16 protein-coding genes are annotated in these 15,790 nt (G+C 73.3%); 9 read left to right on the top strand and 7 right to left on the bottom strand.

Going from position 1 to position 15,790, the window contains the following annotated elements; genetic code table 11:
* Window positions 1-64 precede the first annotated feature (64 nt).
* Together ACFYYB_RS22925 and ACFYYB_RS22920 are read right to left on the bottom strand one after the other, a co-directional pair.
* On the bottom strand, window positions 65-793 hold the full coding sequence (locus tag ACFYYB_RS22925; RefSeq protein ID WP_389437112.1) for a type 1 glutamine amidotransferase: 729 nt from the start codon (window positions 791-793) through the stop codon (window positions 65-67).
* 19 nt (window positions 794-812) lie between these two features.
* Complete coding sequence (locus ACFYYB_RS22920; RefSeq protein WP_389437111.1) at window positions 813-2,051, bottom strand: MurT ligase domain-containing protein; 1,239 nt, start codon at window positions 2,049-2,051, stop codon at window positions 813-815.
* 123 nt (window positions 2,052-2,174) lie between these two features.
* On the opposite strand from ACFYYB_RS22920, the gene def reads away from it, so the two are divergent.
* The gene (def, locus tag ACFYYB_RS22915; protein WP_389437110.1) at window positions 2,175-2,738 is read left to right on the top strand and encodes a peptide deformylase; all 564 of its coding nucleotides are present in this window, start codon (window positions 2,175-2,177) and stop codon (window positions 2,736-2,738) included.
* A 66-nt stretch (window positions 2,739-2,804) separates the two neighbouring features.
* Here def and ACFYYB_RS22910 read toward each other — a convergent pair whose 3' ends face one another.
* Window positions 2,805-3,449 carry a TetR family transcriptional regulator gene (locus ACFYYB_RS22910; RefSeq protein WP_389437109.1) on the bottom strand — a complete coding sequence of 215 codons (645 nt, stop codon included), beginning with the start codon at window positions 3,447-3,449 and terminating at the stop codon, window positions 2,805-2,807.
* A 186-nt stretch (window positions 3,450-3,635) separates the two neighbouring features.
* Between ACFYYB_RS22910 and ACFYYB_RS22905 the strand changes: the two genes are divergently transcribed.
* Window positions 3,636-4,865: an acyl-CoA dehydrogenase family protein gene (locus tag ACFYYB_RS22905; RefSeq protein WP_389437108.1), complete on the top strand. Its 1,230-nt coding sequence runs from the start codon at window positions 3,636-3,638 to the stop codon at window positions 4,863-4,865.
* Between the two features lie 77 nt (window positions 4,866-4,942).
* Here the strand turns inward: ACFYYB_RS22905 and ACFYYB_RS22900 are convergent, their stop codons facing one another.
* A complete protein-coding gene (locus ACFYYB_RS22900; RefSeq protein WP_389437107.1) occupies window positions 4,943-5,767 on the bottom strand; it encodes a hypothetical protein in 825 nt (274 codons plus the stop codon).
* Between the two features lie 65 nt (window positions 5,768-5,832).
* Window positions 5,833-6,270, bottom strand: a complete 438-nt coding sequence (locus tag ACFYYB_RS22895) for an SRPBCC family protein (RefSeq protein WP_389437106.1) — start codon at window positions 6,268-6,270, stop codon at window positions 5,833-5,835.
* Between the two features lie 155 nt (window positions 6,271-6,425).
* Here ACFYYB_RS22895 and ACFYYB_RS22890 point away from each other — a divergent pair, with 155 nt between their 5' ends.
* Window positions 6,426-6,611 (top strand): DUF5999 family protein, encoded by a 186-nt coding sequence (locus ACFYYB_RS22890; protein ID WP_250740159.1) that lies wholly within the window; start codon window positions 6,426-6,428, stop codon window positions 6,609-6,611.
* Window positions 6,612-6,772: 161 nt separating this feature from the next.
* On the opposite strand, the gene ACFYYB_RS22885 is transcribed toward ACFYYB_RS22890, so the two are convergent.
* Together ACFYYB_RS22885 and ACFYYB_RS22880 are read right to left on the bottom strand one after the other, a co-directional pair.
* Window positions 6,773-8,794: an ATP-binding protein gene (locus tag ACFYYB_RS22885; RefSeq protein ID WP_389437105.1), complete on the bottom strand. Its 2,022-nt coding sequence runs from the start codon at window positions 8,792-8,794 to the stop codon at window positions 6,773-6,775.
* A gap of 167 nt (window positions 8,795-8,961) precedes the next feature.
* Window positions 8,962-9,981, bottom strand: coding sequence for a fibronectin type III domain-containing protein (locus tag ACFYYB_RS22880; protein WP_389437104.1), 1,020 nt, complete (start codon window positions 9,979-9,981; stop codon window positions 8,962-8,964).
* A 233-nt stretch (window positions 9,982-10,214) separates the two neighbouring features.
* Between ACFYYB_RS22880 and ACFYYB_RS22875 the strand changes: the two genes are divergently transcribed.
* The 6 genes from ACFYYB_RS22875 (at window position 10,215) to ACFYYB_RS22850 (ending at window position 15,672) form a co-directional block, all read left to right on the top strand.
* Window positions 10,215-11,816 (top strand): ABC transporter substrate-binding protein, encoded by a 1,602-nt coding sequence (locus ACFYYB_RS22875; protein ID WP_389437103.1) that lies wholly within the window; start codon window positions 10,215-10,217, stop codon window positions 11,814-11,816.
* Window positions 11,817-11,908: 92 nt separating this feature from the next.
* Window positions 11,909-12,874, top strand: a complete 966-nt coding sequence (locus ACFYYB_RS22870) for an ABC transporter permease (protein WP_389437102.1) — start codon at window positions 11,909-11,911, stop codon at window positions 12,872-12,874.
* Window positions 12,867-13,760: an ABC transporter permease gene (locus ACFYYB_RS22865; RefSeq protein WP_389437101.1), complete on the top strand. Its 894-nt coding sequence runs from the start codon at window positions 12,867-12,869 to the stop codon at window positions 13,758-13,760. Before ACFYYB_RS22870 ends, ACFYYB_RS22865 begins: the two co-directional genes overlap by 8 nt.
* A 74-nt stretch (window positions 13,761-13,834) precedes the next feature.
* Window positions 13,835-14,725, top strand: coding sequence for an ABC transporter ATP-binding protein (locus ACFYYB_RS22860; RefSeq protein WP_389437240.1), 891 nt, complete (start codon window positions 13,835-13,837; stop codon window positions 14,723-14,725).
* Window positions 14,718-15,377, top strand: coding sequence for an ATP-binding cassette domain-containing protein (locus ACFYYB_RS22855; protein ID WP_327308031.1), 660 nt, complete (start codon window positions 14,718-14,720; stop codon window positions 15,375-15,377). The genes ACFYYB_RS22860 and ACFYYB_RS22855 overlap by 8 nt, the downstream gene beginning before the upstream one ends.
* A gap of 100 nt (window positions 15,378-15,477) precedes the next feature.
* Window positions 15,478-15,672, top strand: coding sequence for a hypothetical protein (locus ACFYYB_RS22850; protein WP_327308032.1), 195 nt, complete (start codon window positions 15,478-15,480; stop codon window positions 15,670-15,672).
* Window positions 15,673-15,790 lie beyond the last annotated feature (118 nt).

Genomic DNA, 15,790 nt, shown 5'->3' with positions numbered 1-15,790 from the left:
ACGAAAACACGTCGGCCCGGACCCCACCAGGGGAATCCGGGCCGAACGAAGGGTGCCGCGAGGATCAGGCGGGCTGCGTGGCCGCCGCGATCCGCTCGGCGCGCAGCGCGTCGTACCAGCGGTCGTCGATGGGCGGCAGCGCGTTCACGTCGAGGGCCAGCTTCAGCAGCAGGTCCGCGATCTGCGGGTTGCGGGCCAGCACGGGACCGTGCATGTACGTGCCGAACACGGTGTCGTTGTACGCGCCTTCGGTGCCGTCGCCGGTGCCGTTGCCCCGGCCCATCGAGACGCGGGCGAAGGGCCTGGCCGTCGGGCCGAGGTGCGTGACGCCCTGGTGGTTCTCGAAGCCGGTCAGCTGCGGCAGCCCGAGCCGCGGGTCGATGTCGCCCAGCACGTCGCCGACGCACCGCTCGCCCTCGCCGCGCACGGTCACCACGTCCAGCAGGCCGAGGCCCTGCTGCCGCTCGCCCACGTCGTTGACGAACTCCTGGCCCAGGATCTGGTACCCGGCGCAGACGGAGAAGACGATCGCCCCGTTCGAGACGGCGCGCTCCAGACCGCCGTCGCGCACCAGCCGCTCCGCGGCCAGCCGCTGCGGCCGGTCCTCGCCGCCACCGATCAGGTAGATGTCGCCCGAGGTCGGGATGGGCTGGTCGCTGCGCACGTCCACGCGCTGCACGTCCAGGCCGCGCCGGCGGGCCCGGCGCTCGACGACCAGGGCGTTGCCCTGGTCTCCGTACGTGCTGAGCAGGTCGGGGTAGACCCACACCAGACGCAGGCTGTTGTCGCTCATGCTCTTGTCCTTATGGGTACTAGTTGCCGACGCGGCGGCGCACGTCCTGGAAGGCGGTGTAGTTGGCGATCAGCTCGATCTGTCCGGGCGGCGCCAGCTGCACGGCCTCGTCGAGGGTCTCGCACACCCGGAAGTCCAGGCCCGCGACTTCCAGACGGACCGCCAGGTCGAGCTTGCGGTCGCCGATCACGAAGATCGGGTGGCCGGCCAGGCGCGGGTAGTCCACGTCCCACAGCCAGGAGGTGTCGGTACCGTCCGCGCCGCGGGCGTTGACCGACAGGATCACCGGGGTCGGCGGCGGGTCGATCAGGGAGAAGGTCTCCAGCCAGCCGGCCGGGTTCTTCGCGAGCAGCAGGCGCAGTTCGCGGCCCTGGAAGCTCACCACGTCGTAGCGTCCGGCGACGGCCTGCACCTCGTACATCCGCTCCAGCGCCACCTGCGGCGGGACGCCGAAGACGGCTGCCACGGCGGCCGAGGTGGCCGCGTTCGCCTTGTTGGCGCGGCCCGGGAGCTGCAGGCTGATCGGCCAGGCGCTGCCGTGCGGGTCGAGCACGTGGTCACCGGAGAGCACCCAGCTGGGGGTGGGCCGCCGGAAGCCGCACTCGCCGCAGAACCAGTCGTCGCCCGGACGCTGCATGACGCCACCGCAGGAGGGGCACGACCAGGCGTCGTCCTTCCACTCCTGGCCGGCCGCGACCCACACCACGTTCTGCGAGGAGGAGGCGGCCCACACGATGAGCGGGTCGTCCGCGTTCGCGACGACGACCGCCTTGGAGCCCGAGAGGCCCTCGCGCCACTTCTCCGCGAGCATGCGGGTCTCGGCGGCGCGGTCCAGCTGGTCGCGGGAGAGGTTCAGCAGGGCGATCACCTTGGGGGTGACGTCCCGGGCCACTCCGGCCAGGTACTTCTCGTCCACCTCGATGACGCCGTACCGGGCGTCGGAGCCGCCCGCCAGGGCGGAGGTGATGCCCGCCGGCATGTTCGCGCCCAGGGCGTTGGAGACGACCGGACCGCTGGCCCGCAGGGCCTCCGCGATGAGCCGGGTCGTCGTGGTCTTGCCGTTCGTCGCCGAGACGAGGACGACGTCGAGATGCTGCGCCAGTGCGCCGAGGAGATCGGGGTCGAGTTTGAGCGCGACCTTGCCTCCGATCACCGATCCGCTTCCGCGTCCCGCGGCCCGCGACACCGCCGCCGCGGCCTTGCCCGCCGTCACGGCCAGCTTGGCCCGCGGCGAAAGCGGCTCTGTGTTGCCTGCCATCGTCCCTTGTCCTCCTTGCGTCGGTCGCCCCCAGCCTATCCATGACCTGCCCGCGCCCTGACCGCGGCGCCCCCGGTCCGCCGAAGATCTCCTCATATAGTCGCCCGTCGTACTCTTACGGCCATGCGACAGCGCCCCCTCCCCGGTACCTCCGGCATCGTCCGCACCATGAGCCTGCTGGGCGACCCGGTGCTCCATTCCGCTTGCGCGGAGGTCACCGAGTTCGGACCGGCCCTCGACCGGCTCATCGAGGACATGTTCGCCACGATGTACGCCGCGCAGGGCGTGGGCCTCGCCGCGAACCAGATCGGTGTCGGGCAGCGGGTGTTCGTATACGACTGCCCCGACGACGAGGACGTCCGCCACGTCGGGCACATCGTCAACCCGCGGCTGGTGTCCGCCGACGGGGACGAGTACCTCGGTCCCGAGGGCTGCCTGTCCCTGCCGGGGCTGGAGGCGGGAACCCTCCGCCACGACAGCGCGGTGGTGGAGGGCGTCACGTCGGACGGCGCGGCCGTGCGGATCTCCGGGACCGGGTTCTTCGCGCGGTGCCTGCAGCACGAGTGCGATCACCTGGCCGGTGTGGTGTACGCGGACCGGGTGACCGGGCTGCGCCTGCGCAAGCTGCGGCGGCAGATCCGCAAGACCGACTGGGGTGCGGCCGGGATCCACGCGCTGGGTGAGTGACGTCCCGGCGGGGCCGGGAGTCCTGGGTCTTCGCCCCGGACCCCGCGCCTCGAACGCCGGCGGGGCTCAGAACCCCGGGCCGTCTGCTCTGTTGCCCGCCGTGGCCAGGCGGCCCCAGAGTAGGTCGGTGAGCGCGCCGACCAGCTCCGTGCGATCGCAGGGGCGTTCGCCGAGCCACCAGTCGCCCGCCGCGTGCATCATGCCGACGATGCCGTGGCCCCAGACCCGGGCCAGGCGTTCGCCGCCGGGGCCCAGGTCCACGCGTTCGCCGATCACCTGGGCCAGTTCCTCGCCGAGGCGGCGCAGCAGCGGGGCCGAGTGCAGGCCCACGTCGAAGCCGCGCTCGGGGGCCTGGGAATCCTCGGCCGGGTGCATGAGGAAGCGGTAGACCTGGGGGCGGGCCTCGATCGCGGCGAGATAGGTGTCGAGGGTGGCCTCCACCCGGCGCCGCCGTTCGGCGGGGGCGTCGAGGGCCGCGCGCAGCGAGTCGAGCAGGGCGTCCGTGTGCCGGACGGCCAGGGCCTGGTAAAGGCCCGCCTTGTCGCCGAAGTGGCGGTAGAGGATGGGCTTGGTGATCCCCGCCTCCGCCGCGATGGCGTTCATGGACGCCTTGGGGCCGTCCCTGAGGACGACCCGGTCGGCGGCCTCCAGCAGCTCCCGCCGCCGGCGCTCACCCGCTCCCGGCTCGCCGGACTGCCGTGTGGTCTCCATGCCGTGTCACTCCCCGCCCTTGCGATGTCCTTCAGGCCCACGCAACGTAACACCCCGCACACCCCGGTGATCTCATCGGCCGCCCGCGATCGCGGCTGCTTGACAGTGCTTACCGGCCGGTAACAGACTGGAGTCGGCGTGGGGGTTACCGTTGGTAACAACTTCTAGACGAAAGATGGAGGGGACATGGCGGAGTTCACCATGGATCTGAACGACGACCAGAAGCAGGTACGGGACTGGATCCACGGCTTCGCCGCCGACGTGATCCGCCCCGCCGCCGCGGAATGGGACGAGCGCGAAGAGACTCCGTGGCCCGTCATCCAGGAGGCCGCCAAGGTCGGCATCTACTCCCTCGACTTCTACGCCCAGCAGTTCTTCGACCCCACCGGCCTCGGCATCCCGATGGCCATGGAGGAGCTGTTCTGGGGCGACGCGGGCATCGCCCTGTCGATCGTCGGCACCGGGCTCGCCGCCATCGGCGTCGTCGCCAACGGCACCGAGGAGCAGATCGGCACCTGGATCCCGCAGATGTACGGGACCCCCGACGACGTGAAGGTCGCCGCCTTCTGCTCCTCCGAGCCCGACGCCGGCTCCGACGTCGGCGCGATGCGCACCCGCGCCGTGTACGACCAGGCCACCGACGAGTGGGTGCTGAACGGCACCAAGACCTGGGCGACCAACGGCGGCATCGCCAACGTCCACATCGTGGTGGCGGTCGTCGACCCGGAGCTGGGGACGAAGGGGCACGCCTCCTTCATCGTGCCGCCGGGCACCCGGGGCCTTTCCCAGGGGCAGAAGTTCAAGAAGCACGGCATCCGCGCCTCGCACACCGCCGAGGTGGTGCTGGAGGACGTACGGATCCCCGGTTCCTGCCTGCTCGGCGGCAAGGAGAAGCTGGACGAGCGGCTCGCGCGGGCCCACGAGCGGGCGAAGGCGGGCGGCGGGGAGCGCGTGAAGAACGCGGCCATGGCCACCTTCGAGGCCTCCCGCCCGGCCGTCGGCGCCATGGCGGTCGGCACGGCGCGCGCCGCGTACGAGGTGGCACTGGACTACGCGAAGACCCGTACGCAGTTCGGCCGCCCGATCATCGACAACCAGGGCGTCGCCTTCCAGCTCGCGGACATGCGGACCTCCATCGACGCGGCCCGGCTGCTGGTCTGGCGGGCCTCGTGGATGGCCGTCGCGGGCAAGCCCTTCACCTCGGCCGAGGGCTCGATGTCGAAGCTGTTCGCGAGCGAGACCGCGAAGAAGGTCACCGCGCAGGCGGTCCAGATCCTCGGCGGCAACGGCTTCACCCGCGAGTACCCGGTGGAGCGCATGCACCGCGACAGCGCGATCTACACCATCTTCGAGGGAACGAGCGAGATCCAGCGCCTGGTGATCGCCCGCACCCTCTCGGGCATGCCGATCCGCTAGCGCGGAGCTCCGCTCGAACGGGGAAGGGCCCCCGGCGCCACGCGGCGCCGGGGGCCCTTCCGCTGCCGGTCGCCCGGTCAGCGCAGCGGCGTAAGGCAGTAGAGGACGGTGCCTTCGGGGCTGTAGTCCGGCCGGGCCAGGTAGTCGCCGGGGGCGCAGGTCCCGCCCGGGGCCAGCGAGGGGCGGGTGGCGCGGTACTGGGCCTCCGGCGCGGCGCAGTCCGTGACCAGGAGCTTCTGGTCGCTCCAGTCGCCCTCGTTGCGGACGCACTGCCCCGACACCAGCGGGCGCACGGTGTCGTCCCCGGCCAGCGCGCCGATCACGATCAGGGCGGGGATCGCCAGGAACAGGAACAGCGCCGGTAGGAGGAAGAGCAGTGCGGCCGGCCGGCGGCGCAGCGGCTTGCCCGGGTCGAGCGGGGGCCGGTGGCCGCCCGTCGGGGGAGCGAGCCGGCGGAAGGCCGCGCGCGGGCCGAGGTTCAGCAGCAGGGTGACCGGCGTGACGAACATCGACAGGGGACCCCACCAGCCCTGCCACAGGGTGTTCGAGGACATGCGGCGGTAGGTGGCGAGCCCGCAGTCCCGGCAGAACGGCCCCCGCAGGCTCAGGAACCGCATCAGCACGATCATGCCCTGATGGCCGCGCACGGTGGCCTCGGCGGCCGGACCGGCCCCGCAGAGCCGGCAGCCGTACGAGGGCTGCGGCGCGGACCAGGAGCCGTACGGACCCGGCTGCGGCGGCACGTGCGGCGCGTGCGGCGCCTGGGCCGCCGCAGGCCCGTAGGGGCCCGCGGACCGCGGCGGGGCGTACGGGCCCGCCGGCCCCGGCTGCTGCGGCTGTTGGGCCGCGTACGGGCCGTACGGGCCGTACGGGCCTGCCTGCGGAGGTGGCGGGGTGGCCACGGAGATCCCCCTCGGTCGTGCGGTGATCACCGGGTGCGGTGATCAGGGAACCTTAGCCGCGGCCCTCAGGGCCGCAGCAGTCGGTCCAGGGCGCGGGTGAAGAAGAGCCGGGCCGCCGCCGCGACCAGGGGGTCGAAGGGGCGGCCCAGGCCGCGCACGCGCAGTTCCTCGCGCCATTCGGCCTCGCTGCCGCCCCGCGGCGAGGGACGGAGCTCGATCTCCGCCCGGCCGGTCACCACGCGGCCGTGTTTGACGAGCCGGACCAGTCCCGCCGAGCCGTCCAGCGGGGGCTGCCAGAAGGTGACCTCCATGGGGTCGTCGAAAGTGATCCTCCCCACGCCCGTACGCATGGTGAAACGGGTCCCGGTGTGCGTCGGCGGCGGCGTTTCGATGATCGCCCGGGTGAGCGGGACGGCGGCGCCGTGGCGTTCCCAGTCCGTCAGCCTCCTCCACGCCTCCCCGGGCTCGAGAACTGTGTGGCGAATGATCCGGATAGCGGGCATGAGCGCATCGTAAGCGGGCATACACACCCTGAACTGGGCGGCGAATATGGGTTCCGTCCGGGGGTGGCGATCAGCAATACTCACCGCCACCGTGGATCGCGGATTCGACCGGGTGACCACCGGCCCTCCCGCCCCACACTGCGAGGAGGTGCGCCATGTGCTCCCACCAGCCCCCCTGCCCGTCCGCCGACAGCGTCGACCACGACGCCGCACGCACCGTGGCCTTCCACCCCGAACAGGGTTGGAATCTGCTCTGCAACGGCGCCGTGGTATTCGACGACACAGGTGAACTGCTCCCCGACGGCCGCACGGTGGAACCCCGCCGCCCGGCCCTTGTCTGAGCGAGGAGGCAGCATGCGCCAGCAGCTGATCCGAAAGCCCGTTCCGAAGCCCGCACCCCGAGACCTGGATCTGCGTACCCCGTCGGGCAGACCCCTCCCGTACTGACGGGAGCCCTCGAGTTACGCCACGGCGCCACCGGTTGGGCCCGCACGGGCCGGAGTCAGCCGGTGGTCGCCGCCGCGCCGCCCAGGAAGGCGCTCTCGTACGCCTCGTCGCCGATCGCCGCCCGGGCCTGGCGTTCGCCCTGGTCGCGCACGGCCGCGAGTGAGGGGGACCCCATCTGCGGCCGGCCCACCGTGCGCCACCAGGCGTGCCCCGTGCCCAGCAGCCGGGCCGCCAGCTCGCCGTCGCCCAGCCCCGCCACCGCCGCCGCGAGCAGGTCGAGGCCCAGCGCGATCCCGAAGCGGTCGCCCAGCAGCCGTTTGCCCGACAGCATCGCCCGCGCGTGCCGGGCCGCCTCCCCGTGGTGGCCGAGCCCGAGCGCCGCCATGGCCAGGATGTAGTCCGCGTACGCCCGCAGCCAGCGCTCGCCGAGCTCCGCGCAGGCCTCGCGCAGGCCCTCCGCCTCCCGCTCGGCCTCCTCGAAGCGCCCGAGGTCGCACAGGGCGTAGCCGGTGGCCAGCCGGCACAGCAGCCACCCCACGCCGGCGGTTCTCCCGCCGTGCCCCCCGCGCGCCCTGGGGCCGGCGAGCGCCAGGGCCCGTACGGGATCACCCGGCATCAGCACCGACACCGCGTGCAGGTACGCGGCGCGCAGCTCCGGCTCGGGGTCGGCCAGCGTGGCCGCGGCGCCGGTGCACGCCTTGCCGAGCTCCTCGGCCGTGGACAGGTCGCCCTGGAGCAGGGTGGTGAGGCCCAGGGCCCACAGGGCCTGGACGTAGGCGGCCCCCGAGCGCGGGCCCCTGCTCAGGGCCCGTTCGAGGAAGGACCGGCCCTCGCCGACGTGGCCGCAGGAGAACCAGAAGAACCAGAGCGCGCCGGCCGTCTCCAGGGCCGCCGTCGGATCCGAGCGGAGCAGGTGCTCCAGAGCGGTGCGCAGCTGCGCGTGCTCGGCGGTCATCCTGCGGTACCAGTCCACCTGGCCGGGGCCCATCCAGGCGGGGTCGGCGGCCTTCGAGAGCGCCGCGTACCAGTGGGCGTGCCGGTCGGCGATCACCCGTTCCTCGCCGAGCTCCGCCAGCCAGTCCTGGCCGTACTCGCGGATCGTGTCCAGCAGCCGGTAGCGGGCGCCCGCGCCCCGCTCCCGGCTGCACCGGACCACCGACTTCGCCACCAGCCCCGCCAGCACCCGCTCCACCCGCGCGGCGGGCAGCGGGCCGCCCGAGCACACCGCGCGCGCCGCGGCGACGTCGAAGTCCCCGGTGAACACCGAGAGCCGGGCCCACAGCAGCCGCTCGACCGGCTCGCACAGCTCGTGGCTCCAGCCGATCGCGGTGCGCATCGTCTGGTGGCGGGGGAGGCGGGCGGTGGTGGTGCCGGAGAGCAGGTCGAAGCGGCCTTCGAGGCGCTGGGCCATCTGTTCCAGGGTCCAGAGCCGCATCCGGGCGCCGGCGAGTTCGAGGGCGAGGGGGATCCCGTCCAGGCGGCGGCAGATGTCCGCGGCGAGGCCCGCCCGCTCCGGGTCGGCGAAGGCGGCCGCGGCGTGCGGGGTGGCGGCGAGCGCGCGGGCCCGGAACAGGGCGAGGGCGTCGCTCTCGGGGCCCTCGCTGGGCAGCGGGCTGACCTCGAGAAGGTGTTCCCCGGGGCTGCGGAGCGGCTCGCGGGTGGTGATCATCACGGTCAGGCCCGGCGCGGACTGCAGGAGTTCGCCCACCAGGTGGCGGCAGGCGGCCACCAGGTGCTCGCACGTGTCGAGGACGATCAGCAGTTCCTTGTCGGCCATCCACGCGCACAGTTCCTCGTCCAGGGGGCGAGGGGACTGGTGGGCCAGGCCGATGGTGTGCGCGACCGTGTCGGTGAGCAGCTCGGCGTCGCGCAGCGGGGAGAGCTCCACCCACCACACCCCGTCGCGCCTGCGCTGGCGCGGGTCGGCGGCGGCCCGGAGGGCCAGCCTGGACTTGCCGACGCCTCCGACACCCGTGAGCGTCACGAGTCGCCGCTCGCGCAGCAGGTCGGACAGGAGGCCGAGTTCACGCTCGCGGCCCACGAAGCTCGCCGTTTCCGGCGGCAGGTTTCCCGGCACGGCGCCAGAGTCTGGTCCAGGAATGCCGTCCATGGAATCTGCCTGATTGTTGTTGACCGAGTACTCACCGAACACGGGAGTATTCTGCGCGATCTTCTTTCGCGATAGTGCCGTTCGGGCCAGATCGGACGAACAGGTTGTCAGATACCGCTTCCCGACCGGGGAGTTCAGGAGGTCAGAACGATCCGCCGCTCGGCGGAGAACGCCCCCCAGGTGCCGTCGGGCAGCCGTGCGCGGAGCTTCACGGTCCATACGGTTCCGGGTGGTTCGGCGACCGTCAGGCGGTGCTCCGCCCGGCCGACCGGGACCGCGCCGGCGCCGAACTGGATGACGGTGGTGGGGCGGCCGTTGACGTAGAGCTCGTACTCGCTGGTCTCCCGGCCGGTCTCCGGAGGGGTCCAGGCGAGGGTGACCGTGCCCGGCGAGGCGGCCGCGGTGAACTCGGCCGGGGCGGTGCCGGTCCGCTGTCCGGGGCCGGGCGGGGTGCTCACGTCGACGGCGGGGCCGTCGGGGGAGGAGTTGTCGGCGCCGTCGCGGGCCCGGACGGTGAAGGTGTACACGCTGTCGGGCCGGAGGTCCTCCAGGACGGTCGTGGTGACGCCGGGGCCGACCGTGTGGATCCGGGCGTCGCCCTGGTAGACGTCGTAGGCGGTGACGCCCGTGTCGTCGGTGGCCGCGGCCCAGGTCAGCCGGGCCGAAGTGGGCCCGAGCGGCGCGCCGTTCGTACGGGGCGGCGCGCTCGGGGCCACCCGGTCCTCGGCCGTCGCGGCGGGGGTGGTGGCGGAGACGGCCGGGCCGGCCGGGGAGGTGTTCCCGGCGGCGTCCCGGGCGCGGACGGTGAACGCGTAGGCCGTCCGCGGGGTGAGGCCGGTGATGTCCGTCATCGTCTTGTCGGCGGGCAGTTCGCGGACCAGGCGGTCGGCCTGGTAGACGAGGAAGGACGTCACCCCGTCGGAGGGGGCGGCCGACAGCCACATGACGTGCACGGTCGTGGCGCTGCCGGCCTGGGCCGTGAGCCCGGCCGGGACCGCCGGGGGCGTCGTGTCGGAGCCGCCGCCGCAAGCCGTCAGCGCGGCGGCGGCGAGAACCAGGGCGAGGGCGGGCGCCGCCGCTGCCCGTACCCGTACGGAAGGCCGCCGGGAGCGGCGCGGGGAGTGCGGCGCGATGCGGGGTGCGGGGTCGTGCACGGCGGGCGCCCTCTTCTTCCGGCTCTTCGGGTCCTGCGGCTCTGGGTCTTGCGGCCCTTCGGGTCTTCTGGTTCTCCCGGCTTCCTGGAAAGGTCTAGACATATATGGCACGCTCCGCCGCGGCCGGGCAAGACCCCTGCGGCCCCTTCCCGCCGAGGGTGCCCGGTTCGTGTCCTTCCGTTCTCGTCTGGCATTATTGCGAGCTCTTTGCAATAACGAAGGAAGTGCACCAGATGAAGGCCCGGACCGTACGGGGAATGGCCGGGGCGACCGCGGCCGCGGTGATCGTCACGGGCGCGGCGGCCTGTTCGAACCCCGGGGGAGGCGCCGCGGCGGGCGCCGGCGCCGCCGACTCCGCGGTCGTCGGCATAGCCACCGAGCCGGAGAGCCTCAGCCCGCTGCTGGGCTACGGCAAGGACGGCAACTCGAAGATCTTCGACGGACTGCTCGCGCACGACGCCGGCATGAAGCTGAAGCCCGCGCTGGCCGAGTCCCTCCCGGAGGTGTCCCAGGACGGGCTCACCTACACCTACGCGCTCCGCCGGGGCGTGAAGTTCAGCGACGGACGGCCCTTCGGCGCCAAGGACGTGGTCTTCACCTACCGGACGATCCTCGACGCGAAGACGAACAACGCGTCCAAGTCCGAGCTCGACGCGATCGCGGACGTCACCGCGCGGGGCGACGAGTCCGTCGTCTTCACCCTGAAGTACCCCTACGCCCCCTTCGCCGAGCGGACCGTCCTGCCCATCGCCCCCGAGCACCTCGCGGGCGGACAGGACGTCAACAGCGGCGAGTTCACCACCAAGCCCGTCGGCACCGGACCGTACGTGCTCACCGCCTGGTCCAAGGGCGAGAAGCTGAGCTTCAAGGCCAACCCGACCTACTGGGGCGGTGAGCCCGCGGTGAAGAAGTTCACCATGGCGGTCATCAAGGACGACGACGTGCGCGCCACCCGGCTGCGCTCCGGCGAACTGGACGGGGCCGTCCTGCCGCCGAACCTGGCCAAGGGGTTCAAGGCCGACACGGCGCGAAAGACGTACGCCGCCAAGAGCTTCGACTACCGCAACGTCACCCTGCCGACCGAGCACCCCGTCACCGGAGACACGGCCGTCCGCCGGGCCCTGGACATCGCCGTGGACCGCGCCACCATGGTCGACAAGCTCCTGGAAGGCGCGGGCAAGACCGCCTACGGCCCCGTCCCGACCGGCAGCCCCTGGTTCGCGGCCGGCACGGAGCGCGCCCACGACCTCGACAGGGCCAAGAAGATCCTCGACGAGGCCGGCTGGATCCCCGGCGCCGACGGCGTCCGCGCCAAGAACGGGGTCCGGGCCGCCTTCCCGCTCTGGTACACCTCCGGCGACAAGCTCCGTCAGGACCACGCGCTCGCCTTCGCCTCAGACGCCCGCAAGGCCGGCATCCAGGTCACCACCGAGTCCGGCAGCTGGGAGGTCATCGAGCCCCGGATGCGGACCGACGCCGTCCTCGCGGGCGGCGGCTCCCCGGCCGACCCGGACTTCGACCAGTACCTGACGCTGAACTCCGCGCTCGCGGGCGACGGCTTCAACAACATGGCCCGCTACGACAACCCGGCCGTCGACAAGGCGCTGCTCGACGGGCGCCGGAGCGCGGACCCGGCCGTGCGCAAGGCGGCGTACGACACGGTCCAGCACGAGCTGGTCAAGGACCCGGGCTACGTCTACCTCACCCACATCGACCACCTCTACGTCGTGGCCGACCGGTGGGACGGACCCTCCACCCAGACCGAGCCGCACGACCACGGCCTCGGAACCGGCCCCTGGTGGAACGTCGAGAGCTGGAAGCCGAAGCAGAAGTGAGCCGTCCCCACCCGCTCAACCGTCCCCACCCTCTCCGCCGTCCCCGCCCGCTCCGTCGTCTCGACCCGCTCCGTCGTCTCCCGTGGGGGCCGATGGCGCGCATGGCGGGGCGGCGGACGCTGTTCGCCGGTCCGGTGCTGCTCGTCGTCACCTTCGGGGTCTTCGCGGTCGCCGCACTGTCCCCCTTCGACCCCGTCAAGGCCTACGCCGGCACCGCCGGGCTCACCGCCTCGCAGGCCGGACTCGACCAGCTGCGGGCCAACCTCGGCGTGGACCAGCCCCTGCTCGCGCGCTGGTGGGAGTGGCTGACCTCGGCGCTGACCGGCGATCTGGGCACCTCCTCCGTCATGCGCCAGCCCGTCTCCGACGTCATCGCCGAGCGGCTCGGCTGGTCGGCCCTGCTCGCGCTGTGCGCCTTCGCCGTAGCCGTACTGCTCGGCACCGCGCTCGGCGTGGCGGCCGCGCGCCGGCAGGGCGGGCGCCTGGACCGGGCCGTCTCCGGGCTCGCGTACACCCTCGAAGCGGCCCCCGCCTTCTGGCTGGGCCTGCTCGCCGTCTGGTTCTTCTCGGTGCGCCTGGGCGTGCTGCCCTCCGGCGGCCTCACCGACGCCGGCAGCGACGTGGTCACCGCCGGGCAGGTGGCCCGCCACCTGGTGCTGCCGGCGCTCGTGCTCGGCATCTCCCAACTGCCCTGGTTCTTCCTGTACGTGAGGCAGGGCGTGGCCGACGCGCTGGAGGAGGATCCCGTACGCGGAGCCCGTGCGCGGGGCCTGGGGGAGCGGCGGGTGCTGCTCGGGCACGGGCTGCGCTCCGGCATGCTCCCGATGCTGACCCTGATCGGGTCCCGGGTGCCGGAACTGATCACGGGCGCGCTGCTGGTGGAGACCGTCTTCAGCTGGCCCGGCATCGCCGCGGCCACCGTGCAGGCGGCGACCTCGGTGGACTTCCCGCTGCTGGCCGCGCTGACCGTGCTGGCCACGGCCGCCGTGCTGGCCGGGAACCTGCTGTCCGACCTGCTCTACGGGCTGGCGGACCCGAGGGTGGGCTTCGATGGCTGACACGACACCGGTGACGCGCGCGACTCCGCTGGTCTGGCGCTCCCACGGCCGCGACCGCGGCTCCACACGGAAGCTGCGGGTGCGGACCTCGGCGGCGATCGTCGTCCTGATCGCGCTGGCGGTCCTGCTCGTACCGCCGCTGGTCCAACTCGACCAGCAGGCGGTCGACTTGTCGGCAAAGCTGCTGCCGCCCTCCTGGTCCCATCCCTTCGGCACCGACGACGTGGGCCGCGACCTGCTGCTGCGCTGCGTGTACGGGCTGCGCGTCTCCCTGCTGGTCGGGCTGGTGGCGGCGCTGGTCGCCACCGTCCTCGGCACGGCGGTCGGCGCGCTCGCGGGGGCGCTCGGCGGGTGGCCTGACCGGTGCGTCATGCGGATCGTGGACGCGCTGTCCTCGATCCCGCACCTGCTGCTCGGCATCTTCATCGTGGCGATGTTCAGGCCGGGGGTGTGGCCCGTGGTCGTCTCCGTGGCCCTGACCCACTGGCTGTCCACGGCCCGCATCGTCCGCGCGGAAGTCCTCTCGCTGCGCTCGCGGCCCTACCTGGACGCGGCCGTCTCGGGCGGCGCCTCGCGGTGGCGGGTGACCGTGCGCCACCTCGTGCCCGGAGTCCTGCCGCAGGCCGGGCTCGCCGCCGTGCTGATGATCCCGCACGCCATGTGGCACGAGTCGGCCCTGTCCTTCCTCGGCCTCGGCCTGCCGGCGCACCAGGCGAGCCTGGGCAACCTCGTCCAGACGGCCCGCGGTTCGCTGCTGGCCGGGGACTGGTGGCCCACGCTCTTCCCCGGGCTCCTCCTGATCGTCCCGACCCTGGCGATCGCGGGCCTGGCGGGCGCCTGGCGCGAGCGCCTCAACCCCCGCCGCCGCTCGGAGCTCAGCCTGTGAAGACCCCCGTCCCACCGGAGCAGGGCGACGCCCGGCCCGTGCTCGAGCTGGACCGGCTCTCCGTGCGCTTCCGGATGCGCGGCGGCCGGTACGTCGAGGCCGTCACCGGAGCCACCCTCGCCCTGGCCCCCGGCGAATGCCTCGCCCTCGTCGGCGAGAGCGGCTGCGGCAAGTCCGTGCTCGCCTCCGCCCTCCTCGGCCTGCTCCCCGGCAACGCCGAGACCGCCGGCGCCGCCCGGCTCGCCGACGGGACCGACCTGCTGGCCCTCGACGAACGCACCCTCGCCCGGAGCATCCGGGGCCGCCGCGTCGCACTGGTCCCGCAGAGCCCCGCCGCGCACCTCACCCCGGTCCGCACCATCCGCTCCCACCTGGAGGAGACGGTCCGCGAACTCACCGGGACGGGGCGGGCGGACCTGCGGGAAGCCGCCGAAGCGGCGGCCGAGCGGGCGGCCTTCCCCGCCACCCACCTCGACCGCCATCCCCACGAGCTCTCCGGCGGGCTCGCCCAGCGGGCCGCCACCGCGCTCGCGCTGATCGGCGACGCGCCCCTGCTGCTCGCCGACGAGCCGACCACCGGCCTCGACCGGGACCTAGTCCACCGCACGGTCGACGAGCTGCGCGCCCACACCCGGGACGCCGGGCGCGCGCTGCTGATGATCACGCACGACCTCGCGGCGGCCCACCGCATCGCCGACACCGTGGCCGTCATGTACGCGGGCCGCATCGTGGAAACCGCCCCCGCCGGAGCCTTCTTCGGCGCTCCGGGCCCCCGCCACCCCTACGCGCGCGGACTGCTCGACGCCCTCCCCGAGCGGGCCTTCGCCGCCGTCCCCGGCGCCCCGCCCGAGCTCGGCGCGCTCCCGGCCGGCTGCGCCTTCGCCGCCCGCTGTCCGCGCGCCGACTCCCGCTGCCGGGCCGAGCGGCCCGTGCTCACCGAAGGGGTGGCCTGCCACCATGCTTGAGCTCACCGGCATCACCGCCGGCTACGACCGCCGAGCCCCCGTCGTGCGCGGCGCCCGCCTCAGCCTCGCCCCCGGGGAATCCCTCGGACTGCTCGGCCCCAGCGGCTGCGGCAAGTCCACCCTCGCCAGGGTCGCCGCACTGCTGCACCGGCCCGACCGGGGGACCGTGGCCTTCGACGGCCGCGCCGTGGCCGGTTTCCGGCACCGGGCGCCGCGGGCCCTGCGCACCTCGGTCGGCATGGTGTTCCAGCAGCCCCGGCTGGCGGCCGACCCCCGGCTCACGCTGCGCGAGCTCGTCGCCGAACCGCTCCGCGCGACCGGCCGGCGCGGCGAAATCGACGCCACCGTGCCCGAGTTGGCGGACCGAGTCGGCCTGGGCGCGGACCTGCTCGGCCGGCGGCCCCACGAGGTCAGCGACGGCCAGCTGCAACGCGCCTGCGTGGCACGGGCCTTGGTGCTGCGACCGCGCTGGCTGGTGTGCGACGAGATGACGGCCATGCTCGACGCGTCGACCACGGCCGCGCTGGTCGGCGTAGTGGAGGAGTACCGGGCGGAGTCCGGCGCGGGCCTGCTGGCGGTGGGGCACGATCCCGTGCTGCTCGGACGCTGGTGCGCCAAAACGGCCCACTGGGACGAGATCGTCAAGGACTGAGCACCGGTCACGGACCGTCAACACCCGTTTGGCGGACACGAGTTTCGCCCGAAGGGCCCTCCCGCTGCGCCACCATGGCGGCGCGTAAGGAGGTGTTCCGATGGTGATCTCCCTCTCCGTCCTCGTCCTGCTCCTCGTCCTCGCGTGGATCTTCATGCGCGGTGGCGGCCTCAAGTTCTCGCACGCGCTCGTCTGTGTCCTGCTCGGCTTCTATCTCGCGAGCAGCAGCCTCGCGCAGACCATCCACAACGGGGTCTCGGCCACGGCGAACGTGGTGAGCGGCTTCAAGCCCTGACCCGCATCCCCTACCGGACCTTCTCCACAAGCGAGTTGATCAACTGTTGCGCCTTCGTGAATCATCCGGCTCTTCCATGGACTCCTCAGGCAGTGCGATCTAGCGTCTGGCCCCGGCG

The sequence above is a fragment of the Streptomyces sp. NPDC002886 genome, from assembly GCF_042888445.1.
Taxonomy (GTDB): Bacteria; Actinomycetota; Actinomycetes; order Streptomycetales; family Streptomycetaceae; genus Streptomyces.
This window is presented reverse-complemented; position numbering and strand designations above follow the sequence as displayed.

Coding starts and splice junctions, on each gene's coding strand:
- ACFYYB_RS22925 (WP_389437112.1), bottom strand. CDS start 793: ATGAGCGACAACAGCCTGCGTCTGGTGTGGGTCTACCCCGACCTGCTC.
- ACFYYB_RS22920 (WP_389437111.1), bottom strand. CDS start 2,051: ATGGCAGGCAACACAGAGCCGCTTTCGCCGCGGGCCAAGCTGGCCGTG.
- def (WP_389437110.1), top strand. CDS start 2,175: ATGCGACAGCGCCCCCTCCCCGGTACCTCCGGCATCGTCCGCACCATG.
- ACFYYB_RS22910 (WP_389437109.1), bottom strand. CDS start 3,449: ATGGAGACCACACGGCAGTCCGGCGAGCCGGGAGCGGGTGAGCGCCGG.
- ACFYYB_RS22905 (WP_389437108.1), top strand. CDS start 3,636: ATGGCGGAGTTCACCATGGATCTGAACGACGACCAGAAGCAGGTACGG.
- ACFYYB_RS22895 (WP_389437106.1), bottom strand. CDS start 6,270: ATGCCCGCTATCCGGATCATTCGCCACACAGTTCTCGAGCCCGGGGAG.
- ACFYYB_RS22890 (WP_250740159.1), top strand. CDS start 6,426: ATGTGCTCCCACCAGCCCCCCTGCCCGTCCGCCGACAGCGTCGACCAC.
- ACFYYB_RS22875 (WP_389437103.1), top strand. CDS start 10,215: ATGAAGGCCCGGACCGTACGGGGAATGGCCGGGGCGACCGCGGCCGCG.
- ACFYYB_RS22870 (WP_389437102.1), top strand. CDS start 11,909: ATGGCGCGCATGGCGGGGCGGCGGACGCTGTTCGCCGGTCCGGTGCTG.
- ACFYYB_RS22865 (WP_389437101.1), top strand. CDS start 12,867: ATGGCTGACACGACACCGGTGACGCGCGCGACTCCGCTGGTCTGGCGC.
- ACFYYB_RS22860 (WP_389437240.1), top strand. CDS start 13,835: ATGCGCGGCGGCCGGTACGTCGAGGCCGTCACCGGAGCCACCCTCGCC.
- ACFYYB_RS22855 (WP_327308031.1), top strand. CDS start 14,718: ATGCTTGAGCTCACCGGCATCACCGCCGGCTACGACCGCCGAGCCCCC.
- ACFYYB_RS22850 (WP_327308032.1), top strand. CDS start 15,478: ATGGTGATCTCCCTCTCCGTCCTCGTCCTGCTCCTCGTCCTCGCGTGG.